13 protein-coding genes are annotated in these 15,909 nt (G+C 52.6%); 11 read left to right on the plus strand and 2 right to left on the minus strand.

What is annotated here, in order from left to right; all coding sequences use genetic code 11:
* Positions 1–2: 2 nt before the first annotated feature.
* From C7820_RS20210 to C7820_RS20230, 5 genes are read left to right on the plus strand one after another with little or no spacing between them, the layout of a single operon-like run.
* Positions 3–1,469 carry a hypothetical protein gene (locus C7820_RS20210; RefSeq protein WP_116232510.1) on the plus strand — a complete coding sequence of 489 codons (1,467 nt, stop codon included), beginning with the start codon at positions 3–5 and terminating at the stop codon, positions 1,467–1,469.
* Positions 1,450–2,085: a Yip1 family protein gene (locus C7820_RS20215; protein WP_397334194.1), complete on the plus strand. Its 636-nt coding sequence runs from the start codon at positions 1,450–1,452 to the stop codon at positions 2,083–2,085. Before C7820_RS20210 ends, C7820_RS20215 begins: the two co-directional genes overlap by 20 nt.
* Positions 2,086–2,102: 17 nt before the next feature.
* On the plus strand, positions 2,103–4,655 hold the full coding sequence (locus C7820_RS20220; protein WP_116232512.1) for a DUF5696 domain-containing protein: 2,553 nt from the start codon (positions 2,103–2,105) through the stop codon (positions 4,653–4,655).
* Entirely contained in the window at positions 4,652–5,560 is a 909-nt protein-coding gene (locus C7820_RS20225) for a carbohydrate ABC transporter permease (protein WP_116232513.1), read from the plus strand. Before C7820_RS20220 ends, C7820_RS20225 begins: the two co-directional genes overlap by 4 nt.
* A 17-nt stretch (positions 5,561–5,577) precedes the next feature.
* Positions 5,578–6,525, plus strand: coding sequence for a carbohydrate ABC transporter permease (locus C7820_RS20230; protein WP_076169184.1), 948 nt, complete (start codon positions 5,578–5,580; stop codon positions 6,523–6,525).
* Positions 6,526–6,667: 142 nt separating this feature from the next.
* Here C7820_RS20230 and C7820_RS20235 read toward each other — a convergent pair whose 3' ends face one another.
* Positions 6,668–7,444 carry a helix-turn-helix transcriptional regulator gene (locus C7820_RS20235; RefSeq protein WP_116232514.1) on the minus strand — a complete coding sequence of 259 codons (777 nt, stop codon included), beginning with the start codon at positions 7,442–7,444 and terminating at the stop codon, positions 6,668–6,670.
* 179 nt (positions 7,445–7,623) lie between these two features.
* Here C7820_RS20235 and C7820_RS20240 point away from each other — a divergent pair, with 179 nt between their 5' ends.
* From C7820_RS20240 to C7820_RS20250, 3 genes are all read left to right on the plus strand, one after another.
* Positions 7,624–9,438 carry a family 43 glycosylhydrolase gene (locus C7820_RS20240; protein WP_116232515.1) on the plus strand — a complete coding sequence of 605 codons (1,815 nt, stop codon included), beginning with the start codon at positions 7,624–7,626 and terminating at the stop codon, positions 9,436–9,438.
* 17 nt (positions 9,439–9,455) lie between these two features.
* Positions 9,456–10,991 carry a glycoside hydrolase family 43 protein gene (locus C7820_RS20245; protein ID WP_116232516.1) on the plus strand — a complete coding sequence of 512 codons (1,536 nt, stop codon included), beginning with the start codon at positions 9,456–9,458 and terminating at the stop codon, positions 10,989–10,991.
* 227 nt (positions 10,992–11,218) lie between these two features.
* Entirely contained in the window at positions 11,219–12,217 is a 999-nt protein-coding gene (locus C7820_RS20250; RefSeq protein ID WP_076169180.1) for an endo-1,4-beta-xylanase, read from the plus strand.
* 82 nt (positions 12,218–12,299) lie between these two features.
* Here C7820_RS20250 and C7820_RS20255 read toward each other — a convergent pair whose 3' ends face one another.
* Positions 12,300–13,142, minus strand: a complete 843-nt coding sequence (locus C7820_RS20255) for an AraC family transcriptional regulator (RefSeq protein ID WP_179231880.1) — start codon at positions 13,140–13,142, stop codon at positions 12,300–12,302.
* A 130-nt stretch (positions 13,143–13,272) separates the two neighbouring features.
* Here C7820_RS20255 and C7820_RS20260 point away from each other — a divergent pair, with 130 nt between their 5' ends.
* The 3 genes from C7820_RS20260 (at position 13,273) to C7820_RS20270 (ending at position 15,867) form a co-directional block, all read left to right on the plus strand.
* Positions 13,273–14,769: an alpha-L-fucosidase gene (locus C7820_RS20260; protein ID WP_116232518.1), complete on the plus strand. Its 1,497-nt coding sequence runs from the start codon at positions 13,273–13,275 to the stop codon at positions 14,767–14,769.
* Between the two features lie 150 nt (positions 14,770–14,919).
* A complete protein-coding gene (locus tag C7820_RS20265) occupies positions 14,920–15,276 on the plus strand; it encodes a VOC family protein (protein WP_116232519.1) in 357 nt (118 codons plus the stop codon).
* Positions 15,277–15,342: 66 nt separating this feature from the next.
* Complete coding sequence (locus C7820_RS20270) at positions 15,343–15,867, plus strand: P-loop nucleotide/nucleoside kinase family protein (RefSeq protein ID WP_116232520.1); 525 nt, start codon at positions 15,343–15,345, stop codon at positions 15,865–15,867.
* Positions 15,868–15,909 lie beyond the last annotated feature (42 nt).

Raw genomic sequence — 15,909 nt, forward strand, 5'->3', positions numbered from 1 at the left:
CGATGCGAATGAGCATACCGAAAGTGAAAAAGTACCTCCTGGTGGTTGCCCTCTGCTGCCTGCTGGGGTCGAATATAGGCGTAAATGCGGCTCACGCCGAAGGCAGCGCCTCCTACAACTATTCCTTCTGGAATGACACGACGCCGGCTCCTGCCGCCTATGAGGCCACGTCCTTGCTGAACGGTGCGCAGCTTGGCGTAGGCCCCTTCAAAAACCCAAGTGACATCCACGTAACGGCCGACAAAGAGATTTACGTGCTCGATTCCGGCAACAACCGCATCGTCGTCCTCAACGAGCATTTTAAGCCGGTTAAGGTGGTAGATTCCTTTGACCACAAGGGAAAAAAAGATACGTTCAATAACCCGCAAGGGATCTTCGTGACCGACCGGAAGGAGCTCTTTATCGCCGATACGGGCAATAAACGGGTGGTCCATCTGGATTCAAACTTAAGGGTGGCGGGATTGCTTGAAGCGCCGAAGTCCGATTTGCTGCAGGCCAATTTCGATTTTCAGCCGGTTCGGGTGGTTGTTGACACGGCGCAGCGGATTTACGTCATGTCGACCGGCGTATTTGACGGTTTTATGGAATTCAATCCGGATGGGGCGTTCACCTCGTTCATCGGCGCCAACCGGGTGACGGTTGATCCGGTGGAGCTGTTCTGGAAAAGGATGTCTACGCAGGCGCAGCGGAGCCAAATGGTGATGTTCACGCCTACTGAATTCACGAATCTGGATATGGATGACGAAGGCTTCATTTACGCAACAAGCGGGGACTACTCGAATAACCCGATCAAAAAACTGAACGCTCAGGGCAACGATATTCTCCGGCGGACGGGATATCTCAGCCTGGTGGGGGATATCCGGTATTCAAAAGATGTCGGCCCTTCACGGCTCATCGATATCGATGTCACCGACAGCGAAATGTATTCGGTCCTCGACTCCAAGCGGGGCAGAATCTTCACTTACAGCGGGGATGGACATCTGATGTACATATTCGGCGGCTTGGGCAATCAAATGGGCCAATTCAACACTCCCGCGGCGATTGAACGGGTCGGGGACGATTTTCTTGTGCTGGATAAGGCATTCGGCGAGATAACGGTGTTTCAGACAACAGCGTACGGCCGGATGTTGAACGAAGCGGTCCGGAGCTACTACAGGGGCGATGAGGAAAAGGCGTTTGATCTCTATCAACAGGCGATCAATATGAATGCGAACCTGGAATTTGCTTATTCCGGCGTGGGCAAAGCCCTCCTTCGGAAAGGGGACTACAAAGGGGCGATGCAGTACTTCAAGGAAAGCTATGATCAAGCCAATTATTCAAAGGCGTACCTGCTTTACCGCAAAGAGGTGATGAGAGAATACTTCCCGGCAGTCATGACCGGATTGATTGTGCTTGCCGCAGCTCTCCTGCTCTTCAAAAAGCTCCGGAAGCGGATGAGGAGACAAGGAGGTGTTACGATTGAATCGTGAGCTCGTAAAATACCCGTTTTATCTCATCGTGCATCCGTTTAACGCCTATTGGGACCTGAAATACGAACGAAACAAGCGGCACACGCTGATCGCTTCCTTGATCATTTTGTTTTTGATGATCATCACCAACGTCCTTAGCAACCAGTACAGCGGCTTCCTGGTCAAAATCACCAATCCGGATGATATGAACAGCCTGATGGAAGTAGTGTACATCGTTGTCCCGGTCTTGTTCTGGTGCGTGGCCAACTGGTCGCTGACGACGCTCATGGACGGCGAAGGGAAGTTCGTTGACATTTTTACATCGACGTGCTTTGCCCTCGTTCCGATGATGATCATCAACTTCCCGTGGATCTGGCTCAGCAATGTCATATCGCTGCAGGAGACGGCGTTTTATAACTTCTGCAGCACCGCGGCCTTCCTCTGGTCGGCGTATCTTTTGTTCGTCGGCAACATGACCGTACATCAATACTCGCCGTCGAAGACCATCGGGACGATCCTGCTGACGATCGTGGCGATGGGATTTATGGCTTTTATCTGCCTGCTGTTTTTCGGACTGATTCAGCAGATGATTTCGTTCGTTCACGTCATTTATCAGGAAATCATGCTGAGAAACTAAAGAAAGGAGGAGAAACCATGCGCAAAGCCAGAATCGCCCTGTGGCTCCCGGTACTGATCGCGGGGATCGCGCTGGCCGGCTGTGCCGATTCGAACGTGGCCCGCTCTGGGGCCAATGAAGCACCGGCTGCAGCCCAATTCACCAAGGGTCAGCCTTTGAAGGCGGCTTTCACCGACGCCCGCGCAGCCGGCATGAAAGGCGTAGCCGAAAATGAACGGCTGCGGCTGTTCGTGGATGAGAGTACGGGCGCTATCGCTGTGTTAAATAAGGAAACCGGAGAGACGTGGTACAGCAACCCGCCGGAGCAGGGCAAGGACCCGCTCGCCTCGGGAGTGAACAAAGCCAACCTTTCTTCCCAGCTCAAGATCGATTATTACAACAATTTCGGCCAGGTGAATTCCATCAATACGTTCACGGACAGCGTCTCGCATAAGCAGATCAAATTCGAACCGATCCCAAGCGGGGTAAGGGTCACATACCAGTTCGGAACCGCCGTGAAGTCGGCGGCCGATTTGCCGATGATGCTCAGCAGCGAGCGGATCGAGGCGATGCTGGGCAAGCTGGACAAAACGGGGCAGCGGGCTCTGAAAATCGCCTATAAGGAAGATCCGGATAAAAAGGCGTATGTCCGTAACGACAGCGCCTTAAATGGACTGCAGCTCGATCGCGCCTTCAAGGCATTCGACGATGCCGGATATACCGAAGAGGACCTGATGAAGGACATGGAGGAGCTGCATTTTACACAGGAGAAGCCGGAACCGCGGATATTCCTCGCATCGATCGAATATGCCCTGGACGGCGGCAGCCTAGTCGCCAAAATCCCTGCATCCGGTATCCAATATCCGAGCGCATATCCGATCGGGAATATTTCCTTTCTCAGCTTTTTTGGCGCCGGCAGCTCCAAGGAGAAGGGGGCGATCTTCGTGCCGGACGGCTCCGGCGCGCTCATCCATTTCAACAACGGGAAAAAGCAGTATCCCGCTTACCAGCAGCCGGTGTACGGGGAAGACCTGACGATGAAGACGACGGAGGATGCCAAAACCGAGCAGGCGGTTCGGCTGCCGGTGTTCGGCATCATCCGGGAAAGCGGTGCGATCCTCGGCATCATCGAGGAAGGTGCAGCGGCTGCGGCCATCCATGCCGATATCAGCGGAAAGCTGAACAGCTATAACTATGTATATCCCAGCTTCAATGTCATGAACAAAGGAGAAGTGACGCTGCAAGCGAACGGCCAGGAGCGTACGCTGCCCAGGTTCCAGGAACAGGCGATGAAAACGGACTTTACGGTCCGGTACGCGTTCCTGAACAAAGAGGAGGCCTCTTACCAAGGCTTGGCCCGCTACTACCAGCGTTATTTGGAGCAGCATGGCGGTCTCCCCAAACCGGAGACGGCCGCAGGTACGACAGATACGCCGTTCTACCTGCAGCTGGTCGGCGGCATCGCCAAACAGAAGCATGTCGCCGGCATTCCTTACCGGACGATCGAGCCTCTCACGACGTTCGAACAGTCGGAGGATATCATCAACCAGATGAAGAGCCGCGACATCTCCAATATCAAATTGAAATATTCGGGCTGGTTTAATGGCGGATTGGATCATGAGGTTCCGGATCATATTTCGGTCGACAAGGCGGTCGGCGGCAGCAATGGATTGCGGGGCTTCTTATCGTTCACGCAGGATCAAGGGGTTTCTTTCTTTCCGGATGTAGCCGTTTTGACCGCGAATACGGGAAAGGGATTCAACGAGAACGCGAATGCTGCGAGAACGCTGAGAGGCGTTCCTGCCGCTCTCTATCCGCTGGATCAGGCGCTCAATCGGAGGGACCGGGATAAGCCGCCGTCTTATGTTGTATCCCCCCGCCTTACCGTTTCCTATACCGAGTCGGTGCTGAAGGGCTTGAAAGGGTATCAAACGGGCGGCATTTCACTCCGGGATCTCGCCGATCAGCTCAACAGCGATTACCGCAAGCACAATCAACTGGATCGCACGCAGTCCGAGAACCTTTCGGTTCAGGCGCTGGGCAGCATCTCGCAGCAAAATTTGAAGGTCATGGCGGACGGCGGCAACGCTTATGCGCTTCCTTTCTTGACGGATATTACGAACGCGCCGATGTCCGGCAGCCGATTCAAGATCGAGGACGAAGAGATCCCATTCTATCAAATGGTCATTCGGGGGTCCATCGACTACACGGGAAGCCCGTTTAACCTGTCAACCTATACGGATGAACGGCAGTATATCCTGAAATGCCTCGAATACGGAGCGGGCGTGTACTTCGAATGGATCCATGAACCGAATGACAAAGTGAAGGATACGGATTATAACGACTTGTATGCCGTCCATTACAAGCAGTGGATCGACCAGGCCGCCGAAATGTACCGCGAGGTGAACGATGTGCTGAAGAACGTCCGGAACGAGCCGATTACGGGCCATGAGAAGCTTGGCGAAGGCGTGTTCAAGACGGTGTACGGGAACGGCATATACGTCATTGTGAACTATAACCGTACGGATGTGACGGTGGACGGCCAAACGGTGAAAGCCGAGAGCTATTTGACGGGTGGTGTGCAATCTTGAAGTCGATCATGAAAATCGGCGCGAAGCGGCGGACGTACGCCGAACAGAAGGCGCTTTGGGGCTTTATCTACGTTTTGCCGTGGCTGCTCGGATTCCTTCTCTTTTTCCTGATACCGTTAATTTCCTCATTAAGGTACAGCTTCAGCTCCATCGAAGCCAATGCTAACGGCATGAACATCAGCTTTATCGGCATCTCCAATTACGTGGAAGCCCTTACGGTCAATACGAGCTTTAACCGTACGCTGACGACCTCGATCGTAAACATGGTCATCAACGTACCGCTCATTGTGATTTTCAGCCTGTTTTTGGCTGTACTGCTGAACCAAAGGTTTGTCGGCAGAGCCATTGCCAGATCGATCTTTTTCCTTCCGGTCATCCTGGCGTCCGGAGTCATTGCAAATTTGGAGACGTCCAGCCTCGTTCAGGCTATCAATGAGCAGAACGCCGGCGGTGCCGTGAGCGGCCTGGGGACCAGCGAGCTGACGCGGATCATGGTCAATTCCGGTGTCAGCGATAACATCGTCACGTACCTGACCAGCGCCGTGGATCGCATCTACCAGATCGTCAGCCAGTCGGGCGTGCAAATTCTGATCTTCCTGGCAGGGATCCAGTCGGTATCCCCCCAGCTGTATGAGGCATCCAAGATCGAGGGAGCGACCGGTTACGAAGCGTTTTGGAAAATCACGCTGCCCATGGTCAGCCCGCTTATCCTGGTCAACGTGATTTATACGGTGATCGACTCGTTCTCCCGGAGCGAAATGACGACGCTGATCAGGGAAACGGGATTTACGAATTTTAATTTCGGTCTCAGCTCGGCGATGGCCTGGATTTACTTCCTGGCGATCATGGTTATTTTGCTAATCATTACGTTTTTCATTTCCAAAAGAATTTTCTATCAAGAGTAGAAGGAGCGTGAGCAGCGTTGATCATCGCCCGTTTGTTGTCGCTCGAAAGCTGGAAGCGCTGGCTATGGACCGTCGTGCGGCTGGTCCTGATGGCAGGACTGTCGTTTGTCATTCTGTACCCCATTCTTCAAAAGATTTCAACGGCCATCAAGGACAAGAGCGATCTGTATTCGCCGATCGTCGTCTTTATCCCGGAGCATTATTCGCTGGACAATTTCAAAAAAGCCATCTCGATCATGGACTATTGGCACACGCTGTTCAATACGTTTACGTTATCGGCCATGACGACGATCCTGACGGCCGTGTCCTGCGCGTTTGCAGGCTACGCCTTCGCGCGGCTTAAATTCAAAGGCAGTAATTTGCTCTTTGGAGGTGTCATCCTGACCATTCTGGTGCCGCCAACGACCATTCTGATACCGATCTACATGAATTTGAAGGATTTCAGTCTCATGGGGCTGATCCCGCTGCTGACCGGGAAGTCGGTGAACCTGCTGGACTCGTACTGGCCTTTCTTTCTAACCTCGGTCACCGCTAACTCGCTGAAGGCGGGTCTCTACATTTTTATTTTCAGGCAGTTTTTCCGGGGGATCCCGAAAGAAGTGGAGGAGGCGGCTTATATCGATGGGGCGGGCGTAAGCAAAACTTTTATGCGCATCATGCTCCCGAATGCCGTTCCGGCCATCGTTACCGTGCTGTTGTTTTCATTCGTATGGCAGTGGAATGACAGCTTCTTTACGACAACGTATTTAACGTCGGGCAAAGTGATGTCCACCCAACTGGCGTCGCTGCCGCACAACCTTTCCATCATGCTCGAGGGCGGGGTGGCGACCAACAAGGATCCTTTCTATATGAGCATGGTCCAGGATACCGGCATCTTGCTGGCGATCCTGCCGCTGATCATTATTTATTTGTTCGTGCAGCGTTACTTTGTGGAAAGCATCGAACGGACCGGCATTGTCGGGTAAGGTCCGATTTAGTATTAATTCTATTTCGCGATAAAACTACACGAAAAAGCAGCATGCGGTCCCGCATGCTGCTGCTCTATTTTAGTTATCTATAAGGAGAAGGTTTCTATTGGAAACGGATAGAAAGCTGCTTGATTTAATCTCAAAGCCGTAAATCACCCGACTGCCGGTACTCACGAGGCGTGCAGCCCACGATACGCCGGAATTGTCTGGAGAAATGCTCGACATTTTTGTATCCGCACAGCTCGCTGATATCAGCGATTCGAAGCGATCCGTGGATCAGCCTTTCCTTGGCGAGGCGGATTCTGCACTGGATAACGTCGTCCATGCAGGAAATCCCGAAAGTCGCCTTATACAGCGTTTGCAGGTACCCGGGGCTCAAGTGTATGTCATCGGCCATGGAAGGGACGCTCCATTCAGCACCGGGACAGTTATGGATCGCCTTGCGCAGATTCAACAGTTTCTGGTAATGCGGCGAATTTTCCTTGGATTGAAAAGCTTCGAGCAGCTTGTTGAACAAAATCCGAAACAGGTAGTCGATCGAGAGCTCCCGGTAATCGCAGCTGAAAAAATTTTCGGTGGCCAGAAGCTGGAACAGCTGGCGGCAGTATCCGGGATCCGGGACCGGAATCGGAACGCCCTGCGGAAGTGTCGTCTCCAGAACGTAGGATTCGTCCGTCTCGAAACGGACCCAGTCATTCACAAATTGGCCTGAGCAGGCGCGGTACATAATCTTTTGCCGAGGGGGAAAGAGAACGGCACAGTTTGCCGGGTACTCCCGGATTTCTCCTTGAACCCAGAACTCAGCCGGCGTTTGCGTAAGAATCAGCAGCCAAAAATCATGTCCATCCGGAATGTCATAAATAAAGTCTCCGGGATGGGCGGCATCATATCCGACATAGTAAATGGATGTCGTCATCACGATCTCCAATCTTAGAATAGATCAAGTTTCTGTCAGCATAGATCATTCATTGCTAAGATGTCCTAATTTATAATTTCATAGTAAACCCAATATAAAGTCAATAGAACAATCAGAAATGGCGTTACTCCGTCAGCAAATCCGTATTTGAAATGATCAATAAAGGTGAGGACCATGCCATGATATTGAAAAGCGAATTTATCAAAGTACTATGCTATACCCGCACTCCGCAGGAGGACATCATCTATGCACCTAGACTGGCGTACAGCATGCATCTTGCCTATAGCGAGGACGGCAGGGACTTCCAAGCCTTGAACCATAATTCAGGCGTCCTGTTCGCCAAGGCAACGAATCATGAAAACGGGACGCTCCGGGCCAAAAGCCTGAAAAATCCGTACCTCTTCCGCATGGCCGACGGAAAATTCGGTGTCGTTGCCGTACGGACGGAGGCGGATGGACAGCAGGATGAAGAGAGCCGAGGGGCGGTGCTGTTCTTTACTTCCGACGATTTGCTGCAGTATCAAGAAATCGGGCTTGTCGATTTGAAAAGCGATGTTTACGCCCATGATGTCGCTTGCGAGTACGATGAATCAAGCCAGGCATACGTCATCCGGTGGAGCGACGGGAAGGGCGGCAGCTACCAAAATAAGATTCAGGACCTTTATGGTTTGGCTGGCGCCGGGACTCCGGAAAAAGCGGAGGCGTTTACGCTCGAAGCCGTATCGGCAGACATTGAAGGCGTCCAGCCCCGTAATGTGATCCGCGTTCCGCGGGTAACGGCACAACGGCTCGTATGCCGGCTTACGGTTCCCGAGAATGTCGCCATTGAAGTTCCGGATGGCATCAAGGCGGCATCGGCCGAGGATTTGAAAGCGCTCAAAGCGACCGCGGTATACAGTGACGGCACCACGGCCCCCAAAGCCGTGGACTGGGATGCGGCAGCGGTTCGCTGGGATCAGGCGGGAACCTATCGGGTTAAGGGAAGGGTTCGTCAGGAGCATTATGCGTTTCCGATCGCGCCGAACCGGGCGGACCCCTGCATCGCGAAATGGAAAGGCAAGTATTATTTCATTGCGACCAACGACGCCGACGGCAACCGAACCTTGTATATCCGGGAAGCAGAGACGATATCCGGTCTGGTTCAGGCCGGCGAGTCTTTAATTTTGGATACACAAACCTATGATCACATTAAAGGGCTGTTATGGGCGCCCGAGTTCCATATTATCGAGGACGGGCTGTACATTTTTCATGCGGCAACGACAGGCGAATTTTTCTATGAAGAGTGCCACGTGATGAAGCTGCGCGAGGGCGGGGACCCCACTTGTGCCGCCGATTGGTCGATGCCCCGGCGCGTCGTCAGGAAAGACGGTACCGAGTTATGCGAGGCGGGCAAGGTGATCTCACTGGATATGACCGTCATCCAGGTGAACGGGGATTGTTACGCGGCTTGGTCGGAGCGGCAGTTCTTGCCTGCAGATCTTGGCGCCTGGGTTTATATCGCGAAATTGGATCCGAAGGAGCCGTGGAGGCTGGCGAGCGACCCGGTGCTGCTGACCAAGCCGGACTTTGGCTGGGCCAATAACCATACCTTTGTCGATGAAGGGCCGTTTGCTTTGATCCGGGGCGGCAGGATTTTTCTAACCTTCTCGAGCGCGGCGGTAGACGCTACTTATTGTGTAGGCCTGCTGACCGCCGATGCGAATGCGGACCTGCTGGATCCCGGCAGCTGGACGAAGGGCAATTATCCGCTGCTGACGTCGAGAAGCGTCCCGGGCGAATACGGTCCGGGCCATAATTCTTATATTACCGATGACGATGGCGTCACTTGGAACGTATATCATGCCCGACCTGGAGTAGAGGGGCCAAGAGGCTCCGGAATCCGCCGCGTTCATTTCGGCATGGACGGATATCCGGTGCTTGATTTAACGGAAGAAAGGGATTTGAACCCGGCTTTGGCCGAGGTGTCGATCGAAATCATTGTACAACGCGATTAGGAAGGGGCAGAGAGAACATGTTTCCAAATCCGATTATATGGGCCGATTATCCGGACCTTGACGTGATCCGGGTAGAGGATACCTACTATATGGTGAGCACGACGATGCACATGATGCCGGGCTGCGTCATTCTGCGATCATACGACCTGATTCAGTGGGAGGTGGCTTCACATGTATACGACGTACTGGACAATACGCCCGCACAGCGGCTCGAAGACGGCCAACATATTTACGGCCAGGGCATGTGGGCGCCATCTTTTCGTTACCACAAGGGTAAATTCTACGTCATCTTCGTGGCGAACGATACCCGCCGGACTTACCTGTACACGGCAGATAGCGTAACCGGTCCATGGACGAAGCAATACATCGAGGGTTTTTATCACGACTGCTCCCTGCTGTTTGACGATGATGGCCGGACGTATCTGATTTACGGGAATGCCGAGATTCACCTGCTCGAATTGAAGGAGGATCTTTCCGGTCCCAAACCCGGCGGGCTGAACCGCGTTATCGTGAAAGAACGGGAGCCGTATCATCTCGGGTACGAGGGTGCCCACTTTTATAAGATCGACGGCAGGTATTATGCTTTCTTTATCCATATTTCGAAGGCTTCAGGGCGCCGAACGCAGGCCTGCTTTGCAGCGGATTCCCTGGAGGGCGAATTTACGGGCGGAGAGGTCTTTAATGACGATATGGGGTATTTCTATTCAGGCGTAGCGCAGGGCGGCATCGTGGATACGCCGGACGGGAAATGGGTGGCTGTGCTGTTTCAGGACCACGGCGCCGTCGGCCGGATTCCGGTGCTTGTTCCGCTGCGCTTTGAGAACGGTTTTCCGGTATTCGCCAAAGCAGCACCCCCAATGATCGAGCTGCCAAGCACAAGACCTGGGTATACCTACCAGCCTTTGGTTGGAAGCGACGACTTTGATTACACGCCGGACGAAGACGGCAAAGTACGCCTGAAGGATGTTTGGCAGTGGAATCATACGCCTGACGATGCATTGTGGTCTGTAACGGACAAACCGGGAGTCTACCGGGTCACATCCGGCAAGATCAGCCCCAATTTGACGTTCGCGGTCAATACGCTGACGCAGCGCGCCATGGGACCGGCATGCGAGGTGACAGTCACGCTGGACGGCAGCGGGCTGAAAGATGGCGATTATGCAGGCTTATGCTTTTTGATCGGTACGTACGGCTTGATTGCCCTGACCAAGGAGGCCGGCCGATCCTACCTGGTGATGCTGGCCAGAGAGGCCAAAGACCGCTCCATATTCGGCAAACTGGTCGACGAAGAGCCCGGGACCGAACTCGCCAGAATTCCCGTTTCCGGAAACGTCGTCACACTCAAGACGATTGGAAATTTCGTGAACAATGCGGATGAGTGCATGTTTTATTACCGGGATGGCGCGGACTGGAGGCAGCTCGGGATTACGCACAAGATGGTATACAAGCTGGACCATTTTATGGGATGCCGCATCGGTCTGTTTTTGTTTTCCACCCGAGAGGTCGGAGGGACGGCGGGTTTTTCCGATTTTCAATACCAGGTGCTGAAGTAATCCGACTTCGTTCGCTCTTTATGCAAAGGGGATGTTCCTCCGGGAATGTCCTCGTTTGCGCTGGCTGTTTGAAAGTCGCAAGGTGTGGTCAAAGACAACCATACTTTGCCGGGTGAGGACACGGTCAACGGCAGGTTGTTGCGTGATCATGAGGAGGCTTACACTTTGGGATGAAGGTGTCTTTCATAAAGCATTGGCGTTTAGAACTTCTCTAGGAGGGGATAGGTATGATGAGGTTGCGCGAAGCGTTTAAAGAACAGTTTTTGATCGGGGCCGCCGTCAATCCGGTGACGTTGGACTCGCAGCGTGATTTGCTTATTGAGCATTTCAACAGCGTGACTGCCGAAAATGAAATGAAATTCGAAAGATTGCATCCCACGGAGGACCGGTATACGTTTGAGGCGGCAGACCGTATGGTGGCCCTGGCTAAAGCCAACGGTATGGGAGTAAGGGGCCATACGCTGGTGTGGCACAATCAGACGCCGACATGGGTGTTTGAAAATGAAGACGGCAGCCAAACGGATCGGGTGACGCTGCTGGCCCGCATGAAATCTCATATCAACACGGTCGTATCCCGTTACAGGGGAGAACTCTATGCTTGGGACGTGGTGAACGAAGCGGTATCCGACAGCGGCAGCGAGCTGCTGCGGCCTTCGAAGTGGCTCGATATTATCGGCGAGGATTTCATCGCCAAGGCGTTTGAGTACGCCCATGAAGCCGATCCGGAGGCGCTGCTGTTCTACAACGATTACAACGAGGCCGATCCGGTGAAAAGCGAGAAAATCTACACGCTCGTCAAATCGCTGCTCGAGCAGGGGGTTCCGATCCATGGCATCGGGCTTCAGGCGCACTGGAGCCTGTATCACCCGTCGCTGGATAATATCCGCGTGGCGATCGAGAAATACGCCAGTTTGGGCGTGAAGCTGCATATTACGGAGCTGGACGTTTCGATGTTTGCGTTCGATGACCGGCGGACCGACCTCACGGCTCCGACAGAAGAGATGCTGGCTCTTCAAGCGGAACGTTACGGTCAATTTTTCCGGCTGTTCCAGGAATACAGCGAATATATCACTTCCGTCACTTTTTGGGGCGCTGCCGATGATTATACCTGGCTGGACCATTTCCCTGTGCGGGGCCGAAAGAATTGGCCGTTCTTATTTGATGCGAAGCATCAGCCCAAACCGTCTTATTCGGAAGTGCTGAAGACCGTGGGCTTGACTCTTTAGGCAAGGCATGTTTTTCATTGGAATGGTGCTTGTACAAGCACCATTTTTTTTTCGTGTTAACGGCAGCTGCACCAGCTTTTCATTAAGGCGATACCGTTTGATGGGAGTTGAAGGTCATCCGGTATGCGGTCGGCGAGAAGCCGGTCGATTCCTTGAAAATTCTGGATAAGTAGGAGATATCGGATATTCCGATCCGGTCGCCGATTTCAGATAAAGGGAGGTTCGTCGTCACAAGCAGCAGTTTTGCTTCCTCCAGCCTTCTTTTCTTGATGTATTGGATCGGGGAAATCCCGAACTGGCGTTTAAATACACGGATGAAATAGTTGGGATGCAAATGAGCCTTTTCGGCCAAATCCGTAATAGTCAGGTTGTGACGGTAGCTGCTCTGAATATACGAAATCACCTGTTCGAGAGGTTCGGGCTCCGTCGAACGATGGAGGCTGACCTCGGAGGAAACGGCATGCTCAATATAATAAGAAACCAATCTTAGCATGGCTGATTTCACAAGCAGCGGACCGCTAATGGAAGCCGCAGCATCGCTGTCGAGCAATTCGCGGAACAGCCGGATCGCTTCGCTGTCATTTTTTGTGTCCACATACAGTGGGGTTTGAATCAGGTCAAAGAGATTGCGGTCTCCAATCCGAGCCGTAAAATGGCACCAATATTTCGTGTATCTGGGGCCCGAAGTGTAAGAATAGGACTGCTTAACCCCATGAGGCATAAGAAACCATTGTCCGGGTTTGGGTCTGAATTCCGAATCGCCGATTTTCAGCCATCCCTCCCCGTCACAGATCAAATAAAACTTGTTAAAGTCCGGCGTGTAGTCGAGCTCCCGCCAATCCGTCCATACCTGGTTATAACCCATCGATGTGACCCGTACGTCCAGATTTTCCATATACAGCCTTGCTAGTGATTGGTTGCCCATATATATATTCCCCGTTCTAAATAGAGTAGATAATTTTATCCAACAGAAGGTTAGGATTCTGTATTCATTCATGGCATGAGGATTGCTAGGATAAAATCAATTCCTGATTCGAGCAAAGGAGGCAATACCGATGAACTGGAACGAAATCGCCGCAGGCCCCTACCAACCTACCTTTGAGTCCCTCCGCCAATTCGAATGTCCGGAGTGGTTCCGGGACGCCAAGTTCGGGATCTGGTCGCACTGGGGCGCCCAGTCCGTACCGATGTACGGAGACTGGTATGCACGGAACATCTACATCGAAGGTTCGGAACAATACCGATACCATATCCGTCACTACGGTCACCCATCGAAATTTGGCTATAAAGATCTTGTGCAGCTGTGGAAAGCGGAGGCGTTTGACCCGGATGCCTTAATGGACCTATACACGGCAGCCGGGGCCAAATATTTCGTGGCGCAGGCGATGCACCATGATAACTTCTTCAATTATGATTCTAGCATCCATCGCTGGAACTCGGTCAATATGGGACCCAAAAAAGATATTGTCGCTCTGTGGAAGGATGCGGCCGCACGGCGTGGGCTGCCTTTTGGCCTAACGGAGCATCTCGGCGCCACATTCAGCTGGTTCCATTGGAATAAAGGCAGCGATAAGGAGGGGCCATATGCCGGCATTCCTTACGATGGGAACGATCCGGCGAATGAGGATTTGTACCTGCCCAATAAGGAACACCATCAAGGCAGGATACAGGCTGATTCGATTGCGCCTTGGTATACATCCAATCCATGGTGGCATCGTCATTGGTTTTCCGTGATGAAGGAAATCATTGATAAGTATCAGCCGGATCTGCTGTACTCGGACGGCGGGCTGCCGTTCACACCAGGCTACTGGGAAAAGCCGGAGCTCTCCCTGGATGATCCCGCCTACGAGGCTGGACTGCGCGCTGTCGCACACCTGTATAATACGAGCGCTGCGATTCACGGCGGCGTGAACCGTGCGGTCTATAACCAGAAGGATCGGCGCAAGGAAATATACACGATAGGCGTGCTGGATATCGAGCGGAGCCAAGAGCCTGACATTAAACCTGAGCCGTGGCAGACCGACACATGCGTAGGGGACTGGTTCTATAATGTGAGGTCTGTGTATAAAAAGCCGGGGCATGTCATCGAAATCCTGGTCGATATCGTTTCTAAAAACGGTAATCTTCTCTTGAATATTCCGCAGAAGCCGGATGGTACAATCGACGACGAGTGCACGCATATCCTCAGAGAGATGGCTGAGTGGATTCGAGTCTGCGGCGAAGGAATATTTGGCACCCGCCCGTTCCGCGTGTCAGGCGAAGGCCCTTCACAGGTGGTCATTGACCATTTCACCGAAAACAAAGTGGAATGGACATCGGCAGATTACCGATTTACGCAGAAGGGGAATATGCTCTACGCCTTCCAAATGCGCTGGCCGGAGGATCGTCTGGCCGTCATTCGTACGTTGACCCCGGCTGACAAAGTAAAGTCCGTGCGGCTGCTGGGTGTGGGCGATGTACCGTTCGAACAGCCTTACGGAGCTCTGGTTGTTTCCCTTCCGGAGCATAGGCCGACAAATCATGCCCACTGCCTGGCTATTGAGCTCGGGTGACACGCTCGATGATCCATTTGGACCGGCATCGCTGGCTGAGTTAGGCATATAATCAGTATAAAAATATAATACTCATTGGATTACGCCCTGCGGCTGTTATAATGATGCCGTGGGGCGTTTTTAATAACTCTTGTTAAGGAGATGATGACGATGAAAGCGCTTAAGCTGAGGCCTTTTGTTCCGTCCGGTGAGGATTACCCGCTTGCTGTGCAGTTCTATGAGGATTTGGGATTTGAAAAAATCTTCACCAGCGATGAGCTGACGATATTCCGGATGGACGAAACGGAATTCCATCTACAGAACTATCAGAACGCTGAATTGCAGATAAACTATATGCTGGAACTATGCGTTCAGGATTTGGATGCGTGGTGGAGCCACCTTCAACACTCCGGTGTCATCGGAAAATACGGCGTGAAAGCCAAGCCTCCTGAAATCCAGCCTTACGGCAGACGGGCCATCCATCTGTTGGATCCCGCCGGCGTTCTCTGGCATATTACAGAAGTCTGAACCCGGCCGAGTTGGAAAGGTTAGACGCAGCTGATGGCTTTTGTATAGAGAGGAGGAAGATTACATATGGACGGTGATACGAAGCAAATCTATCTGATCTCCGGTCCGCTCGGGGTCGGAAAATCGACAACGTCGAAAGAGCTCGCTCGGCTCGTGGAACGCTGTGTGCTGATCGAGGGCGACGATTTACTCCACATGCAGATGACGGAGCCTGCCCCGACATGGGAGGAGCGTCTGAGCTTGGCCTGGATGAATATCCTTTCCGTCACCAGAAACTTTATCCAAAGCGGTTTTCATGTCGTGATCGACTTTGTCGTCGAAGATGAATTCGAGTGGTTCTGCAGGCAGATCGCCGATTTAAACGTACAGCTCAAATATGCGGTACTGCACGCAGACGAAGAAACGATCAAGGAGCGTCTCCATAAGAGAGGGGATATACATTTACTGGACCGTTCGCTGTTTTTGCTAAATAAACTGAAGTCTGCAGCAGTCAATGCGGATTATCTTGTGGATACGAATCAAAAGGATCCGGCCGATACTGCCGCAGGAGTGATCCAACATGACAGGTTTCACGTTCATATTGGAATGTAACGGAATGCATGGTTAAACAACGGCTGCCGCAGGGATAGACTG

The sequence above is a fragment of the Paenibacillus sp. VMFN-D1 genome (assembly GCF_003386155.1).
Taxonomy (GTDB): Bacteria; Bacillota; Bacilli; order Paenibacillales; family Paenibacillaceae; genus Paenibacillus_AQ; species Paenibacillus_AQ favisporus.